The organism is Caulobacter sp. GSs2, from assembly GCF_058680895.1.
Genome location: NZ_CM178725.1, coordinates 2569476 through 2588178 on the forward strand (window position 1 = coordinate 2569476; position 18703 = coordinate 2588178).

General features: G+C 67.7%; 19 protein-coding genes, 1 tRNA gene and 1 pseudogene. 8 read left to right on the forward strand and 13 right to left on the reverse strand.

What is annotated here, in order from left to right:
* Positions 1-165: 165 nt before the first annotated feature.
* Together ACW17Z_RS12460 and ACW17Z_RS12465 are read right to left on the reverse strand one after the other, a co-directional pair.
* Positions 166-303 (reverse strand): annotated as a pseudogene (locus tag ACW17Z_RS12460) (DUF6538 domain-containing protein); the annotation flags it as partial.
* A gap of 97 nt (positions 304-400) precedes the next feature.
* Positions 401-476 (reverse strand) — tRNA-Ala (locus ACW17Z_RS12465).
* Positions 477-589: 113 nt separating this feature from the next.
* Here ACW17Z_RS12465 and ACW17Z_RS12470 point away from each other — a divergent pair.
* From ACW17Z_RS12470 to ACW17Z_RS12480, 3 genes are all read left to right on the forward strand, one after another.
* The gene (locus tag ACW17Z_RS12470; protein ID WP_419319093.1) at positions 590-904 is read left to right on the forward strand and encodes a YggT family protein; all 315 of its coding nucleotides are present in this window, start codon (positions 590-592) and stop codon (positions 902-904) included.
* A 3-nt stretch (positions 905-907) separates the two neighbouring features.
* A complete protein-coding gene (locus ACW17Z_RS12475; protein WP_419253869.1) occupies positions 908-1186 on the forward strand; it encodes a DUF167 family protein in 279 nt (92 codons plus the stop codon).
* A 217-nt stretch (positions 1187-1403) separates the two neighbouring features.
* On the forward strand, positions 1404-3140 hold the full coding sequence (locus ACW17Z_RS12480) for an ATP-binding protein (protein WP_419319092.1): 1737 nt from the start codon (positions 1404-1406) through the stop codon (positions 3138-3140).
* Here ACW17Z_RS12480 and ACW17Z_RS12485 read toward each other — a convergent pair.
* From ACW17Z_RS12485 to ACW17Z_RS12495, 3 genes are all read right to left on the reverse strand, one after another.
* Positions 3089-3544 (reverse strand): very short patch repair endonuclease, encoded by a 456-nt coding sequence (locus tag ACW17Z_RS12485; RefSeq protein WP_492056237.1) that lies wholly within the window; start codon positions 3542-3544, stop codon positions 3089-3091. The two genes, ACW17Z_RS12480 and ACW17Z_RS12485, sit on opposite strands and share 52 nt — an antisense overlap.
* Before the next feature lie 10 nt (positions 3545-3554).
* Positions 3555-4541, reverse strand: coding sequence for a cysteine synthase A (cysK, locus tag ACW17Z_RS12490; RefSeq protein WP_419319090.1), 987 nt, complete (start codon positions 4539-4541; stop codon positions 3555-3557).
* A gap of 69 nt (positions 4542-4610) precedes the next feature.
* Positions 4611-5750, reverse strand: coding sequence for a DNA cytosine methyltransferase (locus ACW17Z_RS12495; protein ID WP_492056238.1), 1140 nt, complete (start codon positions 5748-5750; stop codon positions 4611-4613).
* Between the two features lie 46 nt (positions 5751-5796).
* Between ACW17Z_RS12495 and ACW17Z_RS12500 the strand changes: the two genes are divergently transcribed.
* Positions 5797-6249, forward strand: a complete 453-nt coding sequence (locus ACW17Z_RS12500; protein WP_492056239.1) for a COG3650 family protein — start codon at positions 5797-5799, stop codon at positions 6247-6249.
* 8 nt (positions 6250-6257) lie between these two features.
* On the opposite strand, the gene ACW17Z_RS12505 is transcribed toward ACW17Z_RS12500, so the two are convergent.
* Positions 6258-6392, reverse strand: coding sequence for a hypothetical protein (locus ACW17Z_RS12505; protein WP_419253880.1), 135 nt, complete (start codon positions 6390-6392; stop codon positions 6258-6260).
* Between the two features lie 283 nt (positions 6393-6675).
* Positions 6676-7863, reverse strand: a complete 1188-nt coding sequence (locus ACW17Z_RS12510; RefSeq protein ID WP_492056240.1) for an acetyl-CoA C-acyltransferase — start codon at positions 7861-7863, stop codon at positions 6676-6678.
* Positions 7864-8226: 363 nt separating this feature from the next.
* Here ACW17Z_RS12510 and ACW17Z_RS12515 point away from each other — a divergent pair, with 363 nt between their 5' ends.
* Together ACW17Z_RS12515 and ACW17Z_RS12520 are read left to right on the forward strand one after the other, a co-directional pair.
* Positions 8227-10608, forward strand: a complete 2382-nt coding sequence (locus ACW17Z_RS12515) for a TonB-dependent receptor (RefSeq protein ID WP_492056241.1) — start codon at positions 8227-8229, stop codon at positions 10606-10608.
* Positions 10609-10745: 137 nt separating this feature from the next.
* Positions 10746-12491, forward strand: a complete 1746-nt coding sequence (locus ACW17Z_RS12520) for an N-acyl-D-amino-acid deacylase family protein (protein ID WP_492056242.1) — start codon at positions 10746-10748, stop codon at positions 12489-12491.
* Between the two features lie 137 nt (positions 12492-12628).
* Here the strand turns inward: ACW17Z_RS12520 and ACW17Z_RS12525 are convergent, their stop codons facing one another.
* The 6 genes from ACW17Z_RS12525 to ACW17Z_RS12550 form a co-directional block, all read right to left on the reverse strand.
* Positions 12629-13060 carry a DUF1330 domain-containing protein gene (locus ACW17Z_RS12525; RefSeq protein WP_492056243.1) on the reverse strand — a complete coding sequence of 144 codons (432 nt, stop codon included), beginning with the start codon at positions 13058-13060 and terminating at the stop codon, positions 12629-12631.
* A gap of 12 nt (positions 13061-13072) precedes the next feature.
* Positions 13073-13885, reverse strand: a complete 813-nt coding sequence (locus tag ACW17Z_RS12530) for a CPBP family intramembrane glutamic endopeptidase (protein ID WP_492056244.1) — start codon at positions 13883-13885, stop codon at positions 13073-13075.
* A 4-nt stretch (positions 13886-13889) separates the two neighbouring features.
* On the reverse strand, positions 13890-14588 hold the full coding sequence (locus ACW17Z_RS12535) for a TPM domain-containing protein (protein ID WP_492056245.1): 699 nt from the start codon (positions 14586-14588) through the stop codon (positions 13890-13892).
* A complete protein-coding gene (locus ACW17Z_RS12540; protein WP_492056246.1) occupies positions 14588-15331 on the reverse strand; it encodes a TPM domain-containing protein in 744 nt (247 codons plus the stop codon). The genes ACW17Z_RS12535 and ACW17Z_RS12540 overlap by 1 nt, the downstream gene beginning before the upstream one ends.
* Positions 15332-15479: 148 nt before the next feature.
* Positions 15480-16112, reverse strand: a complete 633-nt coding sequence (locus tag ACW17Z_RS12545; RefSeq protein WP_492056247.1) for a LemA family protein — start codon at positions 16110-16112, stop codon at positions 15480-15482.
* 81 nt (positions 16113-16193) lie between these two features.
* Positions 16194-17495 (reverse strand): acyl-CoA dehydrogenase family protein, encoded by a 1302-nt coding sequence (locus ACW17Z_RS12550; protein ID WP_492056248.1) that lies wholly within the window; start codon positions 17493-17495, stop codon positions 16194-16196.
* Positions 17496-17628: 133 nt separating this feature from the next.
* Between ACW17Z_RS12550 and ACW17Z_RS12555 the strand changes: the two genes are divergently transcribed.
* Together ACW17Z_RS12555 and ACW17Z_RS12560 are read left to right on the forward strand one after the other, a co-directional pair.
* A complete protein-coding gene (locus tag ACW17Z_RS12555) occupies positions 17629-18054 on the forward strand; it encodes a hypothetical protein (RefSeq protein WP_419319076.1) in 426 nt (141 codons plus the stop codon).
* A gap of 269 nt (positions 18055-18323) precedes the next feature.
* Positions 18324-18641, forward strand: a complete 318-nt coding sequence (locus tag ACW17Z_RS12560) for a DUF8200 family protein (RefSeq protein WP_419319075.1) — start codon at positions 18324-18326, stop codon at positions 18639-18641.
* Positions 18642-18703: the final 62 nt, after the last annotated feature.

Below are 18703 nucleotides of genomic sequence, written 5' to 3' on the forward strand. Positions count from 1 at the left end.
GCGGCGTTCCCGAGCGACGAACCACCGGCTCATTAGTTGCCAGAGTTCGTCTTCCGCTAGACTTTTTGCTCGTCGCTTGGGGCGACCTAGCGCCCCCTCAGACTGTCGTCGCGCGGCCTCAAGCTCCGCCAGGGCTTTCAGCCGTTCAACAGCCAGCATTCGCCGCGCCTCAGCGAAATTGCCGGTGCCTAGTGAACGTTTGATCTCTCGCATCCCGATGATCGAGCGAAGATGCTCTGGGACCGGCATTCGGAAGTAGTAGGTGCTGCCGCGCAGCAGCAAATGCTCAGGTCGCCGCGACATTTGCGCGCAGGGGCTGTGTACCAGTCATAGGTACCTTTTGCCCCTGCAAGTGCCGGTAATCAAACAATTCCTGCCGCGTCAACGGCTTGGAGGTCCTTGGTGGAGCCGAGGGGAATCGAACCCCTGACCTCGTCATTGCGAACGACGCGCTCTACCAACTGAGCTACGGCCCCAAGGAAGCGCGGGAATAGGGCGGGGCGGAGCCTGCGTCAAGCGGGGCAATGCAGCTTGGCTTGCCAGCGGGGGCAAGGCGCGGCAAGAAGCGGGAGTCTCGGACGGGAAACCCATGGCCGCCATTATCACCTTTGTCTTCTTCATCGCTTCCGCGCTGCTCAGCCTGCTCTGGTGGGCCATCATCATCTCGGCGGTTCTCAGCTGGCTGGTGGCGTTCGATGTGATCAATCTGCGCAACAGCGCCGTCTATCAGATCAGCACATTCCTGGACCGGGTGACCGGCCCGGTGCTGCGGCCGTTCCAGAGGATCATTCCGCCGCTGGGCGGGGTGGATGTCAGCGCGATCATCGTCCTGTTGCTGATCACCGGCGTCAAAGACATCCTGTTGCCGTCACTGAAGTTTGCGCTGATCGGCCTGCTGGGCTGATCCATGCTGCTGGCCGTCCGCCTGACGCCGCGCGGCGGGCGTGACGGCGCAGACGGCTGGGCCGTGGACGCTGACGGCCGGCCCTATCTGAAGGTGCGCGTGACCAGCGCCCCGGTCGAGGGCGAGGCCAATGCCGCCCTGATCGCCTTTGTCGCCAAGAGCCTGCGCCTTCCCAAATCCGCCGTCCGGCTGGCGGCGGGCGCGACCGCGCGTCTTAAGCGGCTTGAGATCGACGGCGTTGAAGAGGCGGATCTCGAGCGCGTGTTTGGACCCCGCCCCTGATCAACGGGTACTGGCGCGCCGCGCGCCGCTAGGGTAGAATTTGCCTCTGGTGAATCCTGTGAAGGCCGGGTTCGCCACGAAAATTGCGGCTGCCCCACGGAAACGCCGACAACTCGACCATTGACGGGATGCTGGTGCTTCGCGTCATCTCAGGTTTCGGCGCTGAAGCTGGCCGGTGGCACTACGTATGCGTCAAGCCGGGGGGGACGAGGCGTCGATGGGGGTGAGCGAACCGCAGAGTGACTTGGCGCGCGCCGCAAGCTCGCGACGCGCCAACCTCTATCTGCGCCTGTTCGCCACGCTGACCATTTCGGTCATCCTGTATGTCTTCATCGATATGCAGTGGGTGTGGATCTGGGCCGGGCTCTATCTGGCGGCGCTGACGCTCGAGTTCTGGACTACCCGTGAGGTCCTGGCCAACCCCGAGGTTCGGCCCGCGCGCTGGCGGTGGCTGTTGCTGGCGGCCTTGCCCTTCCTCACGGCGGCCATTTTCGGCTTTCTGGCCCTTCCGCTCTTCGCCTCGCACCAGCGGTTCGCCCCCACCCTGGGCGGCATGCTGCTGGCCGGCGCGCTGCTCAACGTCATTGTCGTCAATGCCGGCCAGAAGTCAGCGACCCTTTGGGCCGCTGGACCCCATGTGTTGTATCTGCTGGCCGCGCCGATAGTGGCCCGGGCGGCCAATCCGGACGCGCCGCTCGCCAACGCCCTGTGGGTGGGCGCTCTGCTGCTGATCGCGTCGGTCACCGTGGCCAGCCGCACCCTCAATGCGGCCCTGAAGGCCGAGGCCGACGCCAAGGAAGAGGCCGAGCTGCGTCGACATGAGGCCGAGGAGGCGGTGGCCGCCAAGTCGGCCTTCGTGGCCATGATCAGCCATGAACTCCGCACCCCGATCAGCGCCATCCTGGCCGGGGCGGCGCGCCTTCACAGCGAGGTCCCCGAGGCCAGTTCCAAGATCCACGCCCAGCTGATCTCTGACGCCGGCGGCCTGATGCGGGCCCTGCTCAACGACCTGCTGGACTTCTCGCGCCTGGATGTCGGCCGCATGGCCGTCGAGAAGACGCCGTTCAACCTGCGCCAGACCCTGGCCGGCGCCCTGCGACTATGGCGGCCCGAATTGGCCAAGAAGGGCCTTCGCCTCAGGATCGAAGGCGCCGCGACCCTGCCCAGATGGGTGGCGGGCGACGCGCTGCGGCTGCGCCAGGTGCTCAATAACCTGCTCTCCAACGCCATCAAGTTTACGGACCGGGGCGTGATCTCGGTGCGGTTCAACAGTCGGGAAGACGGCGTCGAGCAGCGCCTGACGATCACCATCGCCGACACCGGTTCCGGGATTTCCCCGGCCAATCTGTCGCGGTTGTTCACACCGTTCGAGCAGCTGAGCACCAATGTGGTTCGCCAGCATGGCGGCTCGGGACTGGGGCTGGTGATCAGCCGTGAACTGGCCCGGCTGATGGGCGGCGATCTGGCCGTCAGCAGCGTGGAAGGGCAGGGCGCGACCTTCACTCTGACCCTGACCGTCGGGGCCGCCGAGGCGCCGAAGGCCGAAGACGGCGGTCCGTCCATCGCCGGCGCGCGGGTGCTGGTGGTCGACGATCACGTGGTCAACCGCCGGGCCATCGAACTGGTGCTGCAGCCCTTCGGCATCGAGGCCACCCTGGCCGAGTCCGGCGAGCAGGCCCTTGAACTGCTGGGAGCCAAGGTGTTCGACGCGGTGCTGATGGATGTCTACATGCCGGGCATGGACGGTCGCGAAGCCACCCGCATCTTGCGGGCCGGCGCGGGCCCCAATCAAGACACTCCGGTGGTTGCCGTCACGGCCTCGGCCACGCCCAAGGACTGGGAGGCCTGTCTGGCCGCCGGCATGAACGCTCACGTCGCCAAGCCGATCGATCCGATCGAGCTCTATACGGCGCTCACCCAGGTGCTGGTCGGCGGCGTCCGCGTCGCGGCCTGATCCAGGGTCTGGGCCAGACGGGCCTTCAGCGCCCCGGCGTCCTTCATCTCGCATTCCCAGAGCGTTTCGACCCGCCAGCCGGCCGCTGTCAGGGCTTGGGCGGCGGCGGCGTCGCGCGCCCGGTTGCGCGCCACTTTGGCCAGCCAGTAGTCGCGGTTGGCCTTGGGCACGCGCGACCCCCGGGCGCAGTCATGGCCGTGCCAGAAACAACCATGGACGAAGAAGGCCAGCTTCCTGCCCGGCATCACCAAGTCGGGCTTACCCGGCAGGTCCTTGCGATGCAGGCGATAGCGGGCCCCGAGCGCTGTCAGCGTCTTGCGCAGCAGCCGCTCGGGGCCGGTGTCCTGGCTCTTGACGCGCGCCATGACGGCGGAGCGCTTGGCCCGGTCATAGACGTCGGTCACCGGGGCTCAGCTACAGCCCGTCGAACAGCGCCGTGGACAGGTAGCGTTCGGCGAAGCTGGGGATGATGGCCACGATCAGCTTGCCGGCGTAGTCGTCACGCAGGGCCAGGTCGAAGGCGGCGGTCAGGGCCGCGCCCGAGCTGATCCCGACCGGCAGGCCCTCGACCGCGGCCGAGCGGCGGGCCATGGCGAAGGCGTCGTCATTGCTGACCTGAACGATCTCGTCGATCACCCCGCGATCCAGGATGCCCGGCACGAAGCCGGCGCCGATGCCCTGGATCTTGTGCGGACCGGGCGCGCCGCCCGACAGCACGGCCGAGGCTTCCGGCTCGACGGCGACCATCTTCAGCGAGGCCTTGCGGGCCTTCAGCACCTGGCCGATGCCCGAGATGGTGCCGCCGGTGCCGACGCCCGAGACCACGGCGTCGACGGCGCCGGCAGTGTCGTTCCAGATCTCTTCCGCCGTCGAGACACGGTGGATCAGCGGGTTGGCTGCGTTCTCGAACTGCTGGGGCATCACCGCGCCGGGGGTGGCCTCGATGATCTCTTGGGCGCGGGCCACGGCGCCGCGCATGCCCTTCTCGGCCGGGGTCAGCTCCAGCTTGGCGCCCAGCAGCAGCAGCATCTTGCGGCGCTCGATCGACATGCTTTCGGGCATGACCAGGATCAGCTTGTAGCCCTTGGCGGCGGCCACGAAGGCGAGCGCGATGCCGGTATTGCCGCTGGTCGGCTCAACGATGGTGTCGCCGGGGGTCAGAACGCCCTGGGCTTCCAGGGATTCGATCAGCGAGACGCCGATGCGGTCTTTCACCGAGGCCAGCGGATTGAAGAATTCCAGCTTGGCCACGACCTCGCCCTTGGGCTGGATCTGCGCCGACAGGCGCGGCAGCCGGATCAGCGGGGTGTCGCCGATGGTGTCGAGGATCGAGTCATAGATCTTGCCGCGCCCGGAACGCTTGTAGCGGGCGGCATCATAGGCGGGGGCGCCATCGGCCATGGTGGGATCTCGCGAAAGGTTGGCGGGTCAAAAGCCACCTTACGGCGTGGGTTTTAGCCTGTCAGCGGGTCATTCGGCGGCAAGGCTTGCAGATTTGCTATCGACCAGCGGTTCCAGCAGGCGCGCTGCCAGCCAGCGCACCACCGGCGGGGCGACGCCGTCGCCGATCACATGCAGTCCGGCCGTCTGGCTGCCGGGCAGCACATAGGCATCGGGCAGGCCCATCAGGCGGGCGCCTTCGCGCGGGCTGATCAGGCGCGAGCGGACCTCGCCCCTGTCGATCACCAGCAGGGTCTGGCGCGACGAGCCGCCGCGCGGCGTGCGCAGGCAGCCGGCCAGGCCATCGAACCGGGCCTCGGCCCGCTGCTGGCCGTCTCGCATGCGCTTGAACACCGCCCCGACCGAGCGCTGGCCGCGCTGCACATGGGCCTCGACGGCGGCGCGATGGGCCGGGGCCATCAGGGCCAGCAGGTTGCGGGTTCGCTCGGGCGAGCTCCAGGTGACGGCGTCGTCGGGCTCCAGCAGGGCGGAAAGGTCGGTGTTGCGGGCCGGCGGCGCGTCCAGGCCCCACCAGATCCAGTTCGCCTGCAGAGCCTCGGGCAGGCGGGCCTGGGCAGCCTTGACCGCGCGACTGTGGAACGGGCTGGGCCCGGCCAGGGCGTCGACCGGCCTGCGGGTGGCGATCACGAAGACCCGCGGCCGCGACTGCGGCGTGAACCGGGCCGCGTCGATCTCCAGCGCCCCGAAGTGATAGCCGTCGTCGGCCAGGGCCTGGCACAGGGCGGTGAAGTCGCGGCCCTCATGCGAGGTCAGCAGGCCCACCACGTTCTCGACGACGATGGTGTCGGGCCCGCGTCCGGCGGCGTTCAACGCCTGCATCAGCTTCCAGAAGCCGAAAAAGGCCGAGGAGCGTCCGCCCGTGAGGCCCGCGCGGGCCCCGGCCAGGCTGAAGTCCTGGCAGGGGCTGGAGGCCCAGGCCAGGTCGGCGGTCGGCAGGGTGTCAGCGTCGATGGCCCAGACGTCGCCCTGATGAAAGTGCCCATCCCCGTTGGAAGAGCCGGCGTCGGGGAAATTGGCGCGATAGGCGGCCGCCTTCAGCGGGTCGAAATCATTGGCGAAGGCGCAGGTCCAGCCGTCTCCCAGCCCGATGCGGGCCATGCCGCCGCCGGCGAAGAATTCAAGGAAGGCGGGAGAGGCTTTTCGAGTCATGCCGTGTGAGACTAGCCTCGTCGGGCAACAGGGAATAGCCGCCGCCATGCTTCGCACAGCCGCCTTGTCGATCCTGCTTTTGGTGCTGGCCGCCTGTGGCGAGGCGCCGATGGGCGCCGCCGAAGACCCCGCGCCGCCGGCCGACGCCCCGGCCTCGGCCAGGACGCCCGACTATGCCGGCGATATCGACGTGATTGGCACAGAGCCGTTCTGGGCGGTGAAGATCCGCGCCGCCAGCGTCGCCCTGACCCGTCCCGACGCGCCCGAGGTCAGCAACGCCAATCCCGGCGTGCGGATCGACGGCCAGCAGGGCGTGTGGGATTCAAACGGCGTCGAGGAAGGCAAGGGCCGGGTGGTCGTGCGCCTGACACCGGGCGTCTGCACCGACGGCATGTCGGACCGCGTTTACCGGTTCTATGCCGAGGTGTGGATCGACGGCGAGACGCTGAAGGGCTGCGCCGAGCACACCGCGATCCTGGCGGCTCAGCCCAAGCCCTGACGCAGGCCCTAGCCGCGCCGCAGTTCGATCGTCTCGATCGACGATTGGGCGTGGCGGGGCTTGTTGGCGCCGGGGGTCGGCAGCAGCAGGCCGATCGTGATGGCGAGGACAAGGGCGAGGGCGAAGAAGGCCTTGATGGCCATGGCGGGTCTCTGGTCTGGCGTCACGCGGCAATCGCGGGATGCGCCTTTGGCAACACAGATGGTTGCCAAAGGCCGGGGTTCAAGTGGCGCCCGCAAAAGAAGGCCGAACGTCCCGTCAGGATGCAGAAAGGGCCGGAAACCCGATTGAAGGTTTCCGGCCCCACTGGGCTCTATCTGCGTGTCATCCCGGCCGTAGCGCAGCGAAGAGCCGGGACCGCAGGAAGCTCAGCGCTTGCCGTGGTCCCGGATAGCCTCTGCGAGGCTTCCGGGATGACACCATAAATCAGAAGATCTCGAACAGACCCGCCGCGCCCATGCCGCCGCCGATGCACATGGTCACCACGCCCAGCTTGGCGCCGCGACGCTTGCCTTCCAGCAGCAGGTGGCCGGCGCAGCGGGCGCCGGTCATGCCGAAGGGGTGGCCGATGGCGATCGAGCCGCCGTTGACGTTGTACTTTTCCGGATCGATGCCCAGCTTGTCGCGGCTGTAGAGGCACTGGCTGGCGAAGGCTTCGTTCAGTTCCCACAGGTCGATGTCGTCGACCTTCAGGCCGTGGCGTTCCAGCAGGCGCGGCACGGCATAGACCGGGCCGATGCCCATCTCGTCGGGCTCGCAGCCGGCGACGGCGAAGCCGCGGAAGGCGCCCAGCGGGGTCAGGCCGCGACGGGCGGCCTCGGCGGCTTCCATCACCACCACGGCGGCGGCGCCGTCCGACAGCTGGCTGGCGTTGCCGGCGGTGACGAACTTGCCTTCGCCCATCACCGGCTTGAGGCTGCTCAGGCCTTCCAGGGTGGTGTCAGCGCGGTTGCACTCGTCCTTGTCGACCATGTAGTCGACGAAGCTCTCTTCCTTGGTTTCCTTGTTGACCACCTTCATCTTGGTGGCCATCGGGACGATCTCGCCCTTGAACAGGCCGGCGGCCTGGGCGGCGGCGATGCGCTGCTGGCTGCGCAGGGCGTATTCGTCCTGGTATTCGCGGCTGATATTGTAGCGCTTGGCCACGATGTCGGCGGTGTCGATCATCGCCATCCACAGGGCCGGATGGGACTTCATCAGCTTTTCTTCGGTGATGTGGAATCGGTTCATGTGACCGCCCGCATTGACCAGCGAGATCGACTCGACGCCGCCACCGATGGCGACATTGGCGCCGTCGTTGCGAACATAGTTGGCCGCCGTGGCGATGGCCTGCAGGCCCGACGAGCAGAAGCGGTTGATGGTCTGGCCCGAAACGGTGACCGGCAGACCGGCCCACATGGCGGCGTTGCGCGCCACGTTCATGCCGGTGGCGCCTTCAGGACCGCCGCAGCCCAGGGCCACGTCTTCCACTTCGCCGCCGTCGAGGCCGGCGCGCGACACGGCGTGCTGGATGGCGTGACCGGCCATGGCCGCGCCATGGGTGTTGTTGAAACCACCGCGGACTGACTTGGCCAGACCGGTGCGGGCGTAAGAGACGATGACCGCTTCGCGCATTGGGCGCTTCTCCCCGTTAAACGTTAGTTTGAATTGGCGGCCACCCTAGACTCGGAATCCCGCTGGCGAAAGGTCACGCGCACGTAAAGCGGCTTTGGCCCGGCCGGCGCGGGCGGCCTGCGCCGTTGGACGGGGCGGGACACCGGTGTCTTGGCTTTGCCGCGCAATCCTTGACCCTGATTTTACCCTCCCGAGCCCGGTCCATGCCTCCATGCTGCGGATGTGCGCCAACCGGGACACAAGACGGGAGACTCGTCCGAGCACGTCCTGAATCGGCGTTGACTCTGATTGACCGGAACATGAACCCTCAGGTTGCGGCCGGGCCTGGCCCAGAGACCGCGAAAATATCTGGGAGGACTACACATGAGCTCTACGAACCGGCGCCCCCGCACGCGCCATGCGCTGCTGGCCGCCACCGCCTTGGCGGGCCTTGTGGCCCTGCCCTCCCTGGCTGCGGCCCAGGACTCCACCGTCGAGGAAATCATCGTCACCGCCACCAAGCGCGACTCGACCATTCTGGACGTGCCGTTTTCGATCAACGCCCAGACCCAGCAGGACATCCAGCGCTCCGGCGCGGTCACCCTGGAAGACCTGTCGCGCAATGTCGCCAGCCTGACGATCCAGAACCTCGGCCCCGGCCAGAGCCAGGTCTCGGTGCGCGGCGTTTCGGCCGGCCAGGTGGTTCGCGACCAGCCGGGCGTCAAGGAACAGGTCGGGGTCTATCTCGACGAGTCGGTGATCTCGCTGTCGCTGTTCACCCCCGACATCGATCTTTTTGACCTGAACCGGGTGGAAACCCTGCGCGGCCCGCAGGGCACGCTGTTCGGCTCGGGGTCGGTGGGCGGCACCATCCGCTACATCACCAACCAGCCCAAGATCGGCGCCTTCTCCGGCGTGGTCGAGGCCAATGCCAACATGGTCGATGGCGACGACACCGGCGGCTACGTCAAGGGCGCGGTCAACCTGCCGGTCTCCGACAAGGTCGCCGTTCGCGCGGTGGGCTACTATACGAAATACGCCGGCTTCATCGACGCCCGCATCGAGGGCGGCGGCCGCAAGAAGAACGTCAATGACGGCAGCCGGACCGGCGGCCGCGTGTCGGTGCTGCTGCAACCGACCGAGACCATCAGCATCACGCCGCGGGTGGTCTATCAGGAAATCCGCGCCAACGGCTTCAACCGCCAGGAAGCCTTCAACCTGTTCGCCAACCCCAACACCACCAGCCGAACGCCGGTGCGACTGGGCGAGCGCGAACAGCACCTGCTGCTGGACGAAAGCTTCGCTGACGACACCCTGCTGACAGACCTGACCGCCTCGATCGGCATGGGCGCCGTCGAGCTGACCTCGGTGACCAGCTATGTCGATCGCAAGATCCACATCGACCGCGACGCCAGCGCCCTGACCGGCAGCGTCTCGGTGGACCTGGGCTATCCGTCGGCGGCCGTGCTGCTGCCGTCCAAGCTGGTCGACACCACGGACCTTGAGCAATTCACCCAGGAACTGCGCCTGGGCTCGACCGGCGATGGCCCATTCCAGTGGGTGTTCGGCGGCTTCTATTCCGAGGTCGACCGCATCTATGACCAGCGCCTGCCCACGCCGGGCTATGACGCCTATACCGACGCCACCCTGGGCGCCGGCACCTCGGCGGCGGTGGCCAACGGCTTCCCCCGCAACTCGCCCTACAACGCCTCGCTGCCCTACAACATCAAGCAGAAGGCCCTGTTCGGCGAGGCCAGCTACAAGCTGGACAAGCTGACCGTCACGGCCGGCGGGCGGTTCTATGACTTCGAGGAAACCCGCCAGTTCAAGTCGGGCGGCCTGTTCGCCAACGGCGACAACCAGGTCGACAAGACCGCGTCCGACGGCTTCACGCCGCGGGTTCTGGTGGCCTATGAGGCCAGCGACACGGTGACGTTCAATGCCCAGGCCGCCCAGGGCTTCCGGCTCGGCGGCGTCAACGACCCGCTGAACCTGCCGCTGTGCTCGCCACAGGACAAGGCGATCTTCGGCGGCTTCCAGTCCTATGACGACGAGACGCTGTGGAACTACGAGGCCGGCGTGAAGTCGCGCTTCGGCGGGATCAGCTTCAATAGCGCCGTCTTCTATACCGACATCAAGAACCTGCAGACGACCCTGGACGCCGGCTCGTGCTCCTCGCGCGTGGTGTTCAATGTGCCCAAGGCCCACACCAAGGGCATCGAGGCCGAGTTCTCCGCGCGTCTGGCGCCGGGTCTCGACATCGGCATTTCGGGCAGCCTGCTGGAAGCCGAGTTCGACTCGACCGTGAAGGACGGGACGGGCGCGGTGCTGGGCGGCATTCGCGAGGGCAACCGCCTGCCGTCGGTGCCCAAGTTCCAGATCTCGGCCGACGCCACCTATTCGTGGACCGTCCGCTCGGGCATGGAAGCCTATGTCACCGCCTCGGTGCAGCACATCGGCAACCGCTATACCCAGGCCAGCGACCAGGAGAACAATCCGCGCGCCTTCACCTCGCGCCTGGCGTTCGGCGGCGCCACCGGAACCGTGCCGACGCTCGTCAATCTGCAGCTGCCCAGCTACGAGATCGTCAATTTCAGCATCGGGCTGGAGATGGACAACGGCGTCGACCTGATCGCCTACGCCAACAACGTGTTCGATGAGAACCCGCTGCTGTCGTTCGACCGCGAACGCGGCGGCCGGGCGCGTCTGGGCTACACGGTTGGCCAGCCGCGCACGATGGGCGTGACGGTGCGGCGGAGCTTCTAGTCCGTCCTCGACCCTAAGGAATGGGTGGTGCGGGGCGGCCAGACTGGTCGCCCCGTTCTGCTTTCCGGGGCGGAACACTTGACCGGGGCCGCCACCCAACGGACGCTTGCCGCCAAAGATAGAGGCGGGAGGCCAGGATGCCGGGTCGGCTTTATGATCTTGTGCTGCGCGGTGGTCAGGTTGTCGACGGGACCGGCGCGCCGGCCGTCTTCGCCGACGTCGCGGTCAAGGATGGCGTGATCGTCGCCGTCGGCCCGGACCTGGCGGCGGGCGCCGAGGAGATCGACGCGCGCGGCCGCATCGTCACCCCCGGCTTTGTCGACATCCACACCCACTATGACGGCCAGGCGACCTGGGACGCGCGCATGACGCCCAGCTCGGGCCATGGCGTCACCACGGTGGTGATGGGCAATTGCGGCGTCGGCTTCGCGCCCTGCAGGCCAGAGGACCGCGACCGGCTGATCCGCCTGATGGAGGGGGTAGAGGACATTCCCTTCCCGGTGCTGACCGAGGGCCTGCCCTGGAACTGGGAGAGCTTTCCCGACTATCTCGACGCGCTGGAGGCGCGGGCCTTCGACGTCGATATCGGCGCCCAGCTGCCGCACGCGGCCCTGCGGGTGTTCGTGATGGGCGAGCGCGGGGCCAATCGCGAGCCGGCGACGCCCGCCGACATCGCCGCCATGGCCGCCATCGCCAAGCGGGCGGTCGAGGCCGGGGCGCTGGGCTTTTCCACCTCGCGCACCCTCAATCACCGCACCAGCGACGGCCAACCGACCCCGACCCTGACGGCGGGCGAGGATGAACTGACCGGCATCGCCTTGGGCCTGGCCGCCGCCGGCAAGGGCGTGCTGCAGCTGGTCTCCGACTTTTTCCCCGACGGTCTGGCCGAGCTGGCCATGCTGCGCCGGATTGTCGAGCGGTCAGGACGGCCCCTGTCATTCTCGCTGGTCCAGAGCCCCAAGTCGCCGGACGGCTGGAAACTGATGCTGGCCGGTCTGCAGGACGCCGCCGACGCCGGTCTGCCGATCAAGGCCCAGGTCTGCGGGCGTCCGGTGGGGGTGCTGTTCGGACTGGAGCTGACCCTCAATCCGTTCAGCCAGAGCGCGGTCTATGGCGAGATCGCCAGACTGCCCCTGGCCGAGCGCGTGGCCGCCCTGCGGGATCCCGATTTCCGCGCCCGCCTGCTGGCCGAGGAGGGCGACCCACAGGGCCCGTTCGCCGGCAGCGCCCTGCGCGCCTGGGACAATCTGTTCCCGATGGGCGCGGTCCCCGACTATGAGCCGACCGCCGAGATGACGGTGGCCGCCCGCGCCGCCGCCTCTGGCCGAGATCCGGCGGAGGTCGCGCTGGACGCCCTGCTCGAGAACGACGGTCGGGGCATGCTGTATCACCCGTTCCTGAACTATGCCGGCGGCTCGCTGGATCCCAGCTTCGCCATGCTGAACCACAGGGACACCGTGCCGGGCCTGTCGGACGGCGGGGCGCATGTGGGCATGATCTGCGACGGCAGCTTCCCGACCAGCAACCTCATCCACTGGACCCGCGACCGCACGCGCGGCCCGCGCATCGCGCTGGAAGCCATGGTGGCGATGCAGACCCGCGACACCGCCCAGACGGTCGGGCTGATGGATCGCGGCCTGATCGCGCCGGGCTATCGGGCCGATCTGAACGTCGTCGACTATGAGGCCCTGAGCCTGGAGGCGCCCCGGGTCGCCTACGACCTGCCGGCCGGCGGTCGACGGCTGACCCAGAAGGCCCACGGCTATGTGGCCACGATCGTCGGTGGCGTGGTCACCTACCGCGACGGCGAGCCGACCGGAGCCCTGCCAGGGCGGCTGGTGCGAGGGGCGAAGTCCGCGCCGATGGCCCTGGCGGCGGAGTAGGCCGTCTAAGTCACTTGCCCCCTCCTGGCTGCTGCGCAGCCGTCCTCCCCCGGAGGGGGAAGATGAGGTTCGCGCGCTTCATCTTCCCCCTCCGGGGGAGGAGCGCGTCAGCGCGGAGGGGGCAAGTCTTCAGCCCCCTACTCCCCAAACCCCTCGCCCGGCGTCAGCGGCGACAGTCGGATCAGCCGCGAGTCCTCGACAGCCGCCTGCCGATGCTTGACCCACTCGCGGTAGTCCGGGTCGGTGACCATGGCGAAGAAGGCCCCGGCATTGGGATACTGCGCGATGAAGGCCAAGTCCCAGCGCTCGTCGGTCGGGCCGGTCACGACCAGTTCCGGCCGGCCTGCCCAGATCTGCCGGCCACCCAGCCGCGCAAACAGCGCGGCGGTCTCGCGGCCATAGGCGCGATAGGCGTCCAGGCCCGACCGGCCCTTGCCGTGCTCGGGATGATCGACCGGATAGTCGGCCATGGTCTTGAGCCGCACCAGGTTCAGCATCTGGATCGGCGCGTCGCGTGGCAGGCCCTTGAAGGCGTCGAACTGTTCGCGGGTTGGATCGATGCTGGACATGGCGTGTCCTCCCTAGTGTTGCTTGCGGCCATCTGGCGGCCAAAAGACGAAAAGCGCTATGGTCAGCAGGGCCAGGGCGATGGCTTCGGCGGGCCTTGTCCGCCAGGCGCCGACGACGCCGAGGCCGTTGATCACGAAGTGCGGGATGATCCCGGCGATCAGCACGCTGCCGCGCGTGCGCAGAAACAGCCAGGTCATCAGCAGCGACAGGGCGACCGTGCCCAGGGCGTACCAGCCCAGATCCGACAGCGGCGTGGCGACGATGCCCGAAAACAGAAAGGCCGGGATGTGCCAGATCGTCCAGATGACGCCCAATGCGCCGCCGGCGATCAGGGGCGGCCAGCGGTCCAGCAGCCGGGGCAGGGCATAGCCCCGCCAGCCCAGCTCCTCGCCCAGCGGGCCGGAATTGGTGAGGATCTGGGCGGTGGTGAACAGGATCAGCGGCGTGGCGACCAGCACGTCGGCGGGACGTACTGGCCATCCGCCAAACGGTGGCGCCAGCAGGCTGAGGCCCAGGGCGAGGGTCGGCAGGGCCAGGAACGCCAGGGCCACGGCCCAGAGCGGCGTCGCCTGCAGTAACCGGCGGCCAAGTCGCGCAAGGCCGGCCGGTCCTTCGAAGGCCAGGGTCAGTCCCACAGCGACCAGCGTCGGCGAACAGGCGGCCAGAAGATAGGCCGCGGACCCATAGGCAAAGGGACCAAAGGCGGCGGTCAGGGGCGCGGGGAACACCAGATAGAGGCCGCCGACGCCCCAGCTGATCAGGAAGACGAGGCCCAGGAAGAGCCAGACGCGTCGGAACTCCCGGCGGCTGGCTTCCCCGGTCATGGCGTCAGCCCTTCGGCAGGATCGTCAGGCCGTTGGGCAGTTCATTGGTGTCGGCCTCGCGCACCGGCACGTGGCTGGACAGGATCTCGCCCACCCGGGTGACGGCGGCGACGAAGCCGTCGGCGATCTTGCCCTGTTTCAGGCCGGCCACGAGATCGGCGACCACCTCGTCCCAGACCGCATGGGGCGCGGCCTTGTAGATGCCTTCGTCGGCGATGACCTCGACGCGGTGCTCGGCCAGGGCGGCGAAGATCAGCACGCCGGTGCGGTCGCGGGTCAGGTGCAGGCCGTGGCTCATGAACTGCTCCATGGCCGCGCGCCTGACCGCCGCCGCCTTCAGCGGGCCGGGCGTCAGGGCGCGGCGGATCGGCGGGATCGAGACCAGCAGGGCGGCCACAATGAAGATTGCCGCCTGCAGGCCGATATAGATCGACAGGGCCGACAGGATGGCGCCGTCGGTGGCCGAGGCGTGGCCGACGGTCCAGCCACCGAACAGGGTCGTCAGCATCTCTGGCCGCAGTCCGGCCAGCAGGCCGCCGGCCGGCAGGATCAGGGCCGCAGCCGCCGCCCAGACCAGCGGCGTCTCGCGATAGTCTGAAACCTCGGGCGCCAGCACGCAGAAGATCTCGCCGGCGGTGGTCTTTTCGGCCGCCGCCACGGCCTCGGCGATGCGGGCCTGGTCCTCAGGGGTCATCTTGCGCATCACCAGCTCCCTGAACTTCCGCCGCCGCCGAACGAGCCGCCGCCGCCGGAGAACCCGCCACCGCCGCCGCCGCGACCACTACCGCCGCCGCTGGTCAGGGCGTTGAGGATGATCCAGGGCAGGGCCGAGCCCAGACCGCCGCGCCGTCCGCGCCGTCCCGGCAGCAGGCGGGTGATCAGGAAGAACACGAACAGGCCGATCAGCAGCGCCGCGATCGGCGAAAAGCCCGAGCCGGAGCTTGAGGGTTGGGGCTTGGCCGCCTGGGCGACCTTGGCCCGGGCCTCGTCGTCGGGCAGGGACAGCTGTGTCAGCAGCTCATCGGCGCCGGCGATGATGCCGCCCGGCAGGTCGCCGGCCTTGAATTTCGGGAGGATGGCGCTCTGGATGATGACGCTGGACAGGGCGTCGGTCAGCACCGGCTCCAGACCATAGCCGACCTCGATGCGCACCTTCTTCTCGGTGGGGGCGACCAGCAGGATGACGCCGTCATCCCGGTCCTTGTCGCCAAGGCCCCAGGTGCGGCCCAGCTGGTAGCCGTAGTCCTCGATCTCATAGCCCTGCAGGCTGGGCACGGTGGCCACCACCAGCTGACGGCCGGTGGAGTCTTCGAGCGCCTTCAGCTTGCCCGTCAGGTCGGCTTCGACCTGCGGCGAGAGGATATTGGCCTCGTCGACCACCCGCCCGCTCAGCGGCGGGAACTTGGGGGCGGCGACGGCGGGGAGGGCGAGGCAAAGCACTGCCAATGCGGCAATCAGACCGCCAATCCAAGTCCTGTCATCCCGGCCGAAGCGCAGCGAAGAGCCGGGACCGCGACAAGCGCTGGCGTTTCCGGCGGTCCCGGCTCGGCGCGCTTCGCGCTTGGCCGGGATGACAAGGTTGGTCGTCTTCAACTTACTGGGCCGGAGCCGAGGCCGGCGGGGCCGCGTCGAAGCTGACCGTCGGGGCCGACTGCGCTGCGGCCGTGGCCTGGAACAGCACGGCCGGCTTCTGGCTGGAATACATCGTCTTGGCCCAGAGGATGCTGGGGAAGGTCCGCAGCGTCGTGTTGTATTTCTGGGCCGTCTGGTTGTAGTCGCGCCGGGCGATGGTGATGCGGTTTTCCGTGCCTTCCAGTTGGCTTTGCAGGGCCATGAAGTTCTGGTTCGACTTCAGGTCGGGATAGTTCTCCTGAATCATCATCAGGCGGCCCAGCACGCCCGACAGCTTGTCCTGGGCGGCGGCGTATTTTTCAAAGGTGGCCGGATCGGTGATGGTCGAGGCGTCGACCTTCACCTGGGTGGCGCTGGCGCGGGCCTCGGTGACCTCGACCAGCACGCCCTTTTCCTGGGCCGCGTAGCCCTTCACGGTGGCCACGAGGTTGGGCACCAGGTCGGCGCGGCGCTGATACTGGTTCTGCACCTCGGCCCAGGCCGTCTTGGTCGCCTCGTCCTGGGTGGGGATGGTGTTGATCCCGCAGCCGGCCAGGCCGGCGGCGAGCACGGCGACTAGCGCCAGGCGCGAGAAAGATTTGGCGAAACGGTTCATTCAGCCCTCCAATACGAGCATCACGGCTCGCATACCCTCGTTAGATAGCGCGTCCGTTGATCTGCGTCAGGTCGGCCGGGATTAAACCTTCTCCATTTCCGCGAAGGTTTTGCGTCGGGGACCCAGATAGCCGAACAGCCAGGCCGCAACCTTGCGGATCTGGATCTCCTCGGACCCCTCGGTGATCCGGTAGCGGCGGTGGTGGCGATAGATGTGCTCGAACGGCTTGTGGCGCGAATAGCCGATGCCGCCATGCACCTGCATGGCCCGGTCGGCGGCCTCGCAGACCAGGCGGTTGGCCTGGTAGTTACACATCGAGACCTTGTCGGAGAGGCGCTTTTCCACCTCCGGCTTGGTCATCTGGTCCATTTCCCAGGCGGTCTTGCGGATCAGCAGGCGCAGCATCTCGGCGGTGCTGGCCAGTTCCACCAGCGGGAACTGGATGGCCTGGTTCTCGGCCAGGGGCTTGCCGAAGGGTTTGCGGACGCGGGCGTATTTCACGCTCTCTTCTATGCAGAAGGTCGCCGCGCCCAGGCTTGAGGCCGCCTGGCGGATGCGGTTCTCGTGCACGAAGTGCTGGGCCAGGGAGAGGCCGCCGCCCTCGGGGCCGAACATGGCGCTGTCGGGGACCCACACCTGGGTGAAGCTGACCCGCGGGTGGTCGGTCGGCATGTTGAAGGTCCAGAGATATTCCTCGATCTTCACGCCAGGGGCATGGGCCGGGACCAGGAAGGCGGTGATCCCCTTGGCCGAACCATCCTCGCCGTCGGTGCGGGCGAACAGGCAGCAGTGGGTGGCGGCGTGCATGCCGGTGGTCCACATCTTCTCGCCATTGATCCGCCAGCCGGCCTCGCCCTTGTGAACCTCGCGCACCGCGCGGGTCTCCATGAAGGTGGCGTCCGAGCCATGTTCGGGCTCGGTCAGGCCGAAGGTCGGACGAAAGGCCCCCTTGTCCAGCATGTCGGTGATCAGGTGCTGCTGATCGGGCCGGCCAAAATCGCGGATCATCAGCACGAACGGATTGTTGCCGACGATCGAGTGCTCGTTCTGCAGGTCGTTGAACAGGCCCAGGCCCTTGGAGGCCAGATGCTCGCGGATGACCGCCATCCAGAGGTTGGAGCCGTCCTGGCCGCCGAACTCGCGGGGCAGGGCGAAGCGGTAGTGGCCGGCGGCGTCGGCCAGCTTGCGGGCCTTGGCCAGCAGTTCTTCCCAGTCATGGCGGGGCAGGCCGCCACCGTCCCAATCGGTGCGGGCCCATTCGCGGCGGTGGTCGAAGAACCGCTCGTTGTCGTCGCGAGCCTGCAAGGGCGCGATCTCGTCCTCGATGAACTTGTCGAGCACGGCCAGATAGGCGGTCAGTTCCGGCGGTAGGGTGAAGTCCATGGCCTAGCCTCCCTGCAATGTTTTCTTTGTCTTGCCGGCGAGTATGCGCGGCGTCGGGTTGCAGCCAAGCCTGCCGCTTGGGAATATCGGCGTTCTTAACGGGCTTTTGACCAACCCTCGCTAGGCTGGTCGCATGTTCACCATCGCCACAGCAGCGATCATCGGCGCGGCGCTCGGACTTTTCGTCCGGCCCCGACTGCTGGGCGTGCTGGTGGCCGTGGTGCTGGCCGTCGCCATCGAGGGCGGCGTACTGATGCTGATTGGCATGCTGGACGACCAGCCCAACCGCGAATTGCTGATCGCCCGTCTTGAGGCCGTGTTCGGCGAGGGCGTCAACGGTGCGGCCGGACCGGTTGCGGCGGCCTTTATCGGCGCGCTGCTGTCGGCCCTCATGGGCAGCTTCTCCGACCCGGCGGTTTCGCCTGTCCTCCTGACCGCCGACCAGCTGCGCCGTAAGGTCGGCAAGAACGGGCGCTATGCGCGGCTCGAGGGCATGGTGGAAGAGCGGCAGATCCACGCCAAGGCCGAGAGCCGGATCGACTCAATCCTGGGCCTGTAGCCCGGACGCCAACCCGGGAGGCGCCGGCGCTGGCCGCCCGTCGGGGCGCGCTGGTCGATTCTGAAATCCGCCGGGCTTCATTACAAATTGCTCATGCGAATCAAATTCCGCTTGCGCAATCGCTTATCACTGATATCTAAGCAGTGCTTAGTTCAGCTTTGTCGCGTCGGTGGGGATACCGATGCTTGCGTCCCCAAAGCCTGAACGACCAGTACGCTTTCGCCGATCATCGATCTTCACATAACTCCCCTGAACGTTGGAGGGCTCCTATGAAGCTCCGTACCCTTGCGGCTGTCGCCGCCCTGTCCGTTTCCATGTTTGCTGGCGCCGCCCTGGCCGATGGCCGCGTCGCCGCAGCTCTGGAAGCCCCGGTCGCCGCCAAGACCAAGATCGTCGCCGGCGGCGCGGTGTTTGTCTGCGACGGCGCTGAATGCGTCGCGACCTCGGCCCCCTCGCGCGCCATCACGGCCGCGTCCTGCAAGGTCCTGGCCAAGGAAGTCGGCCGCGTTTCGGCCTTCGGCGGCGAGACCAAGTCGCTGGACGCCGAAGACCTGGCGCGCTGCAACGCCTCGGCCAAGGCCGCCTGAGCCACCTCTGTTTAGTACCCGGACGCGTTGGGGCGATCTTCGTCCTGTCTGGCTGTTTCCTC

What these genes read in the sequence shown, in the direction of transcription:
- ACW17Z_RS12535 (WP_492056245.1), bottom strand. Translation starts at nt 14,588, where the DNA reads ATGCGCAAGATGACCCCTGAGGACCAGGCCCGCATCGCCGAGGCCGTG.
- ACW17Z_RS12510 (WP_492056240.1), bottom strand. Translation starts at nt 7,863, where the DNA reads ATGCGCGAAGCGGTCATCGTCTCTTACGCCCGCACCGGTCTGGCCAAG.
- ACW17Z_RS12495 (WP_492056238.1), bottom strand. Translation starts at nt 5,750, where the DNA reads ATGACTCGAAAAGCCTCTCCCGCCTTCCTTGAATTCTTCGCCGGCGGC.
- ACW17Z_RS12560 (WP_419319075.1), top strand. Translation starts at nt 18,324, where the DNA reads ATGAAGCTCCGTACCCTTGCGGCTGTCGCCGCCCTGTCCGTTTCCATG.
- ACW17Z_RS12555 (WP_419319076.1), top strand. Translation starts at nt 17,629, where the DNA reads ATGTTCACCATCGCCACAGCAGCGATCATCGGCGCGGCGCTCGGACTT.
- ACW17Z_RS12470 (WP_419319093.1), top strand. Translation starts at nt 590, where the DNA reads ATGGCCGCCATTATCACCTTTGTCTTCTTCATCGCTTCCGCGCTGCTC.
- ACW17Z_RS12505 (WP_419253880.1), bottom strand. Translation starts at nt 6,392, where the DNA reads ATGGCCATCAAGGCCTTCTTCGCCCTCGCCCTTGTCCTCGCCATCACG.
- ACW17Z_RS12550 (WP_492056248.1), bottom strand. Translation starts at nt 17,495, where the DNA reads ATGGACTTCACCCTACCGCCGGAACTGACCGCCTATCTGGCCGTGCTC.
- ACW17Z_RS12480 (WP_419319092.1), top strand. Translation starts at nt 1,404, where the DNA reads ATGGGGGTGAGCGAACCGCAGAGTGACTTGGCGCGCGCCGCAAGCTCG.
- ACW17Z_RS12515 (WP_492056241.1), top strand. Translation starts at nt 8,227, where the DNA reads ATGAGCTCTACGAACCGGCGCCCCCGCACGCGCCATGCGCTGCTGGCC.
- ACW17Z_RS12530 (WP_492056244.1), bottom strand. Translation starts at nt 13,885, where the DNA reads ATGACCGGGGAAGCCAGCCGCCGGGAGTTCCGACGCGTCTGGCTCTTC.
- ACW17Z_RS12525 (WP_492056243.1), bottom strand. Translation starts at nt 13,060, where the DNA reads ATGTCCAGCATCGATCCAACCCGCGAACAGTTCGACGCCTTCAAGGGC.
- ACW17Z_RS12475 (WP_419253869.1), top strand. Translation starts at nt 908, where the DNA reads ATGCTGCTGGCCGTCCGCCTGACGCCGCGCGGCGGGCGTGACGGCGCA.
- ACW17Z_RS12520 (WP_492056242.1), top strand. Translation starts at nt 10,746, where the DNA reads ATGCCGGGTCGGCTTTATGATCTTGTGCTGCGCGGTGGTCAGGTTGTC.
- ACW17Z_RS12545 (WP_492056247.1), bottom strand. Translation starts at nt 16,112, where the DNA reads ATGAACCGTTTCGCCAAATCTTTCTCGCGCCTGGCGCTAGTCGCCGTG.
- cysK (WP_419319090.1), bottom strand. Translation starts at nt 4,541, where the DNA reads ATGGCCGATGGCGCCCCCGCCTATGATGCCGCCCGCTACAAGCGTTCC.
- ACW17Z_RS12500 (WP_492056239.1), top strand. Translation starts at nt 5,797, where the DNA reads ATGCTTCGCACAGCCGCCTTGTCGATCCTGCTTTTGGTGCTGGCCGCC.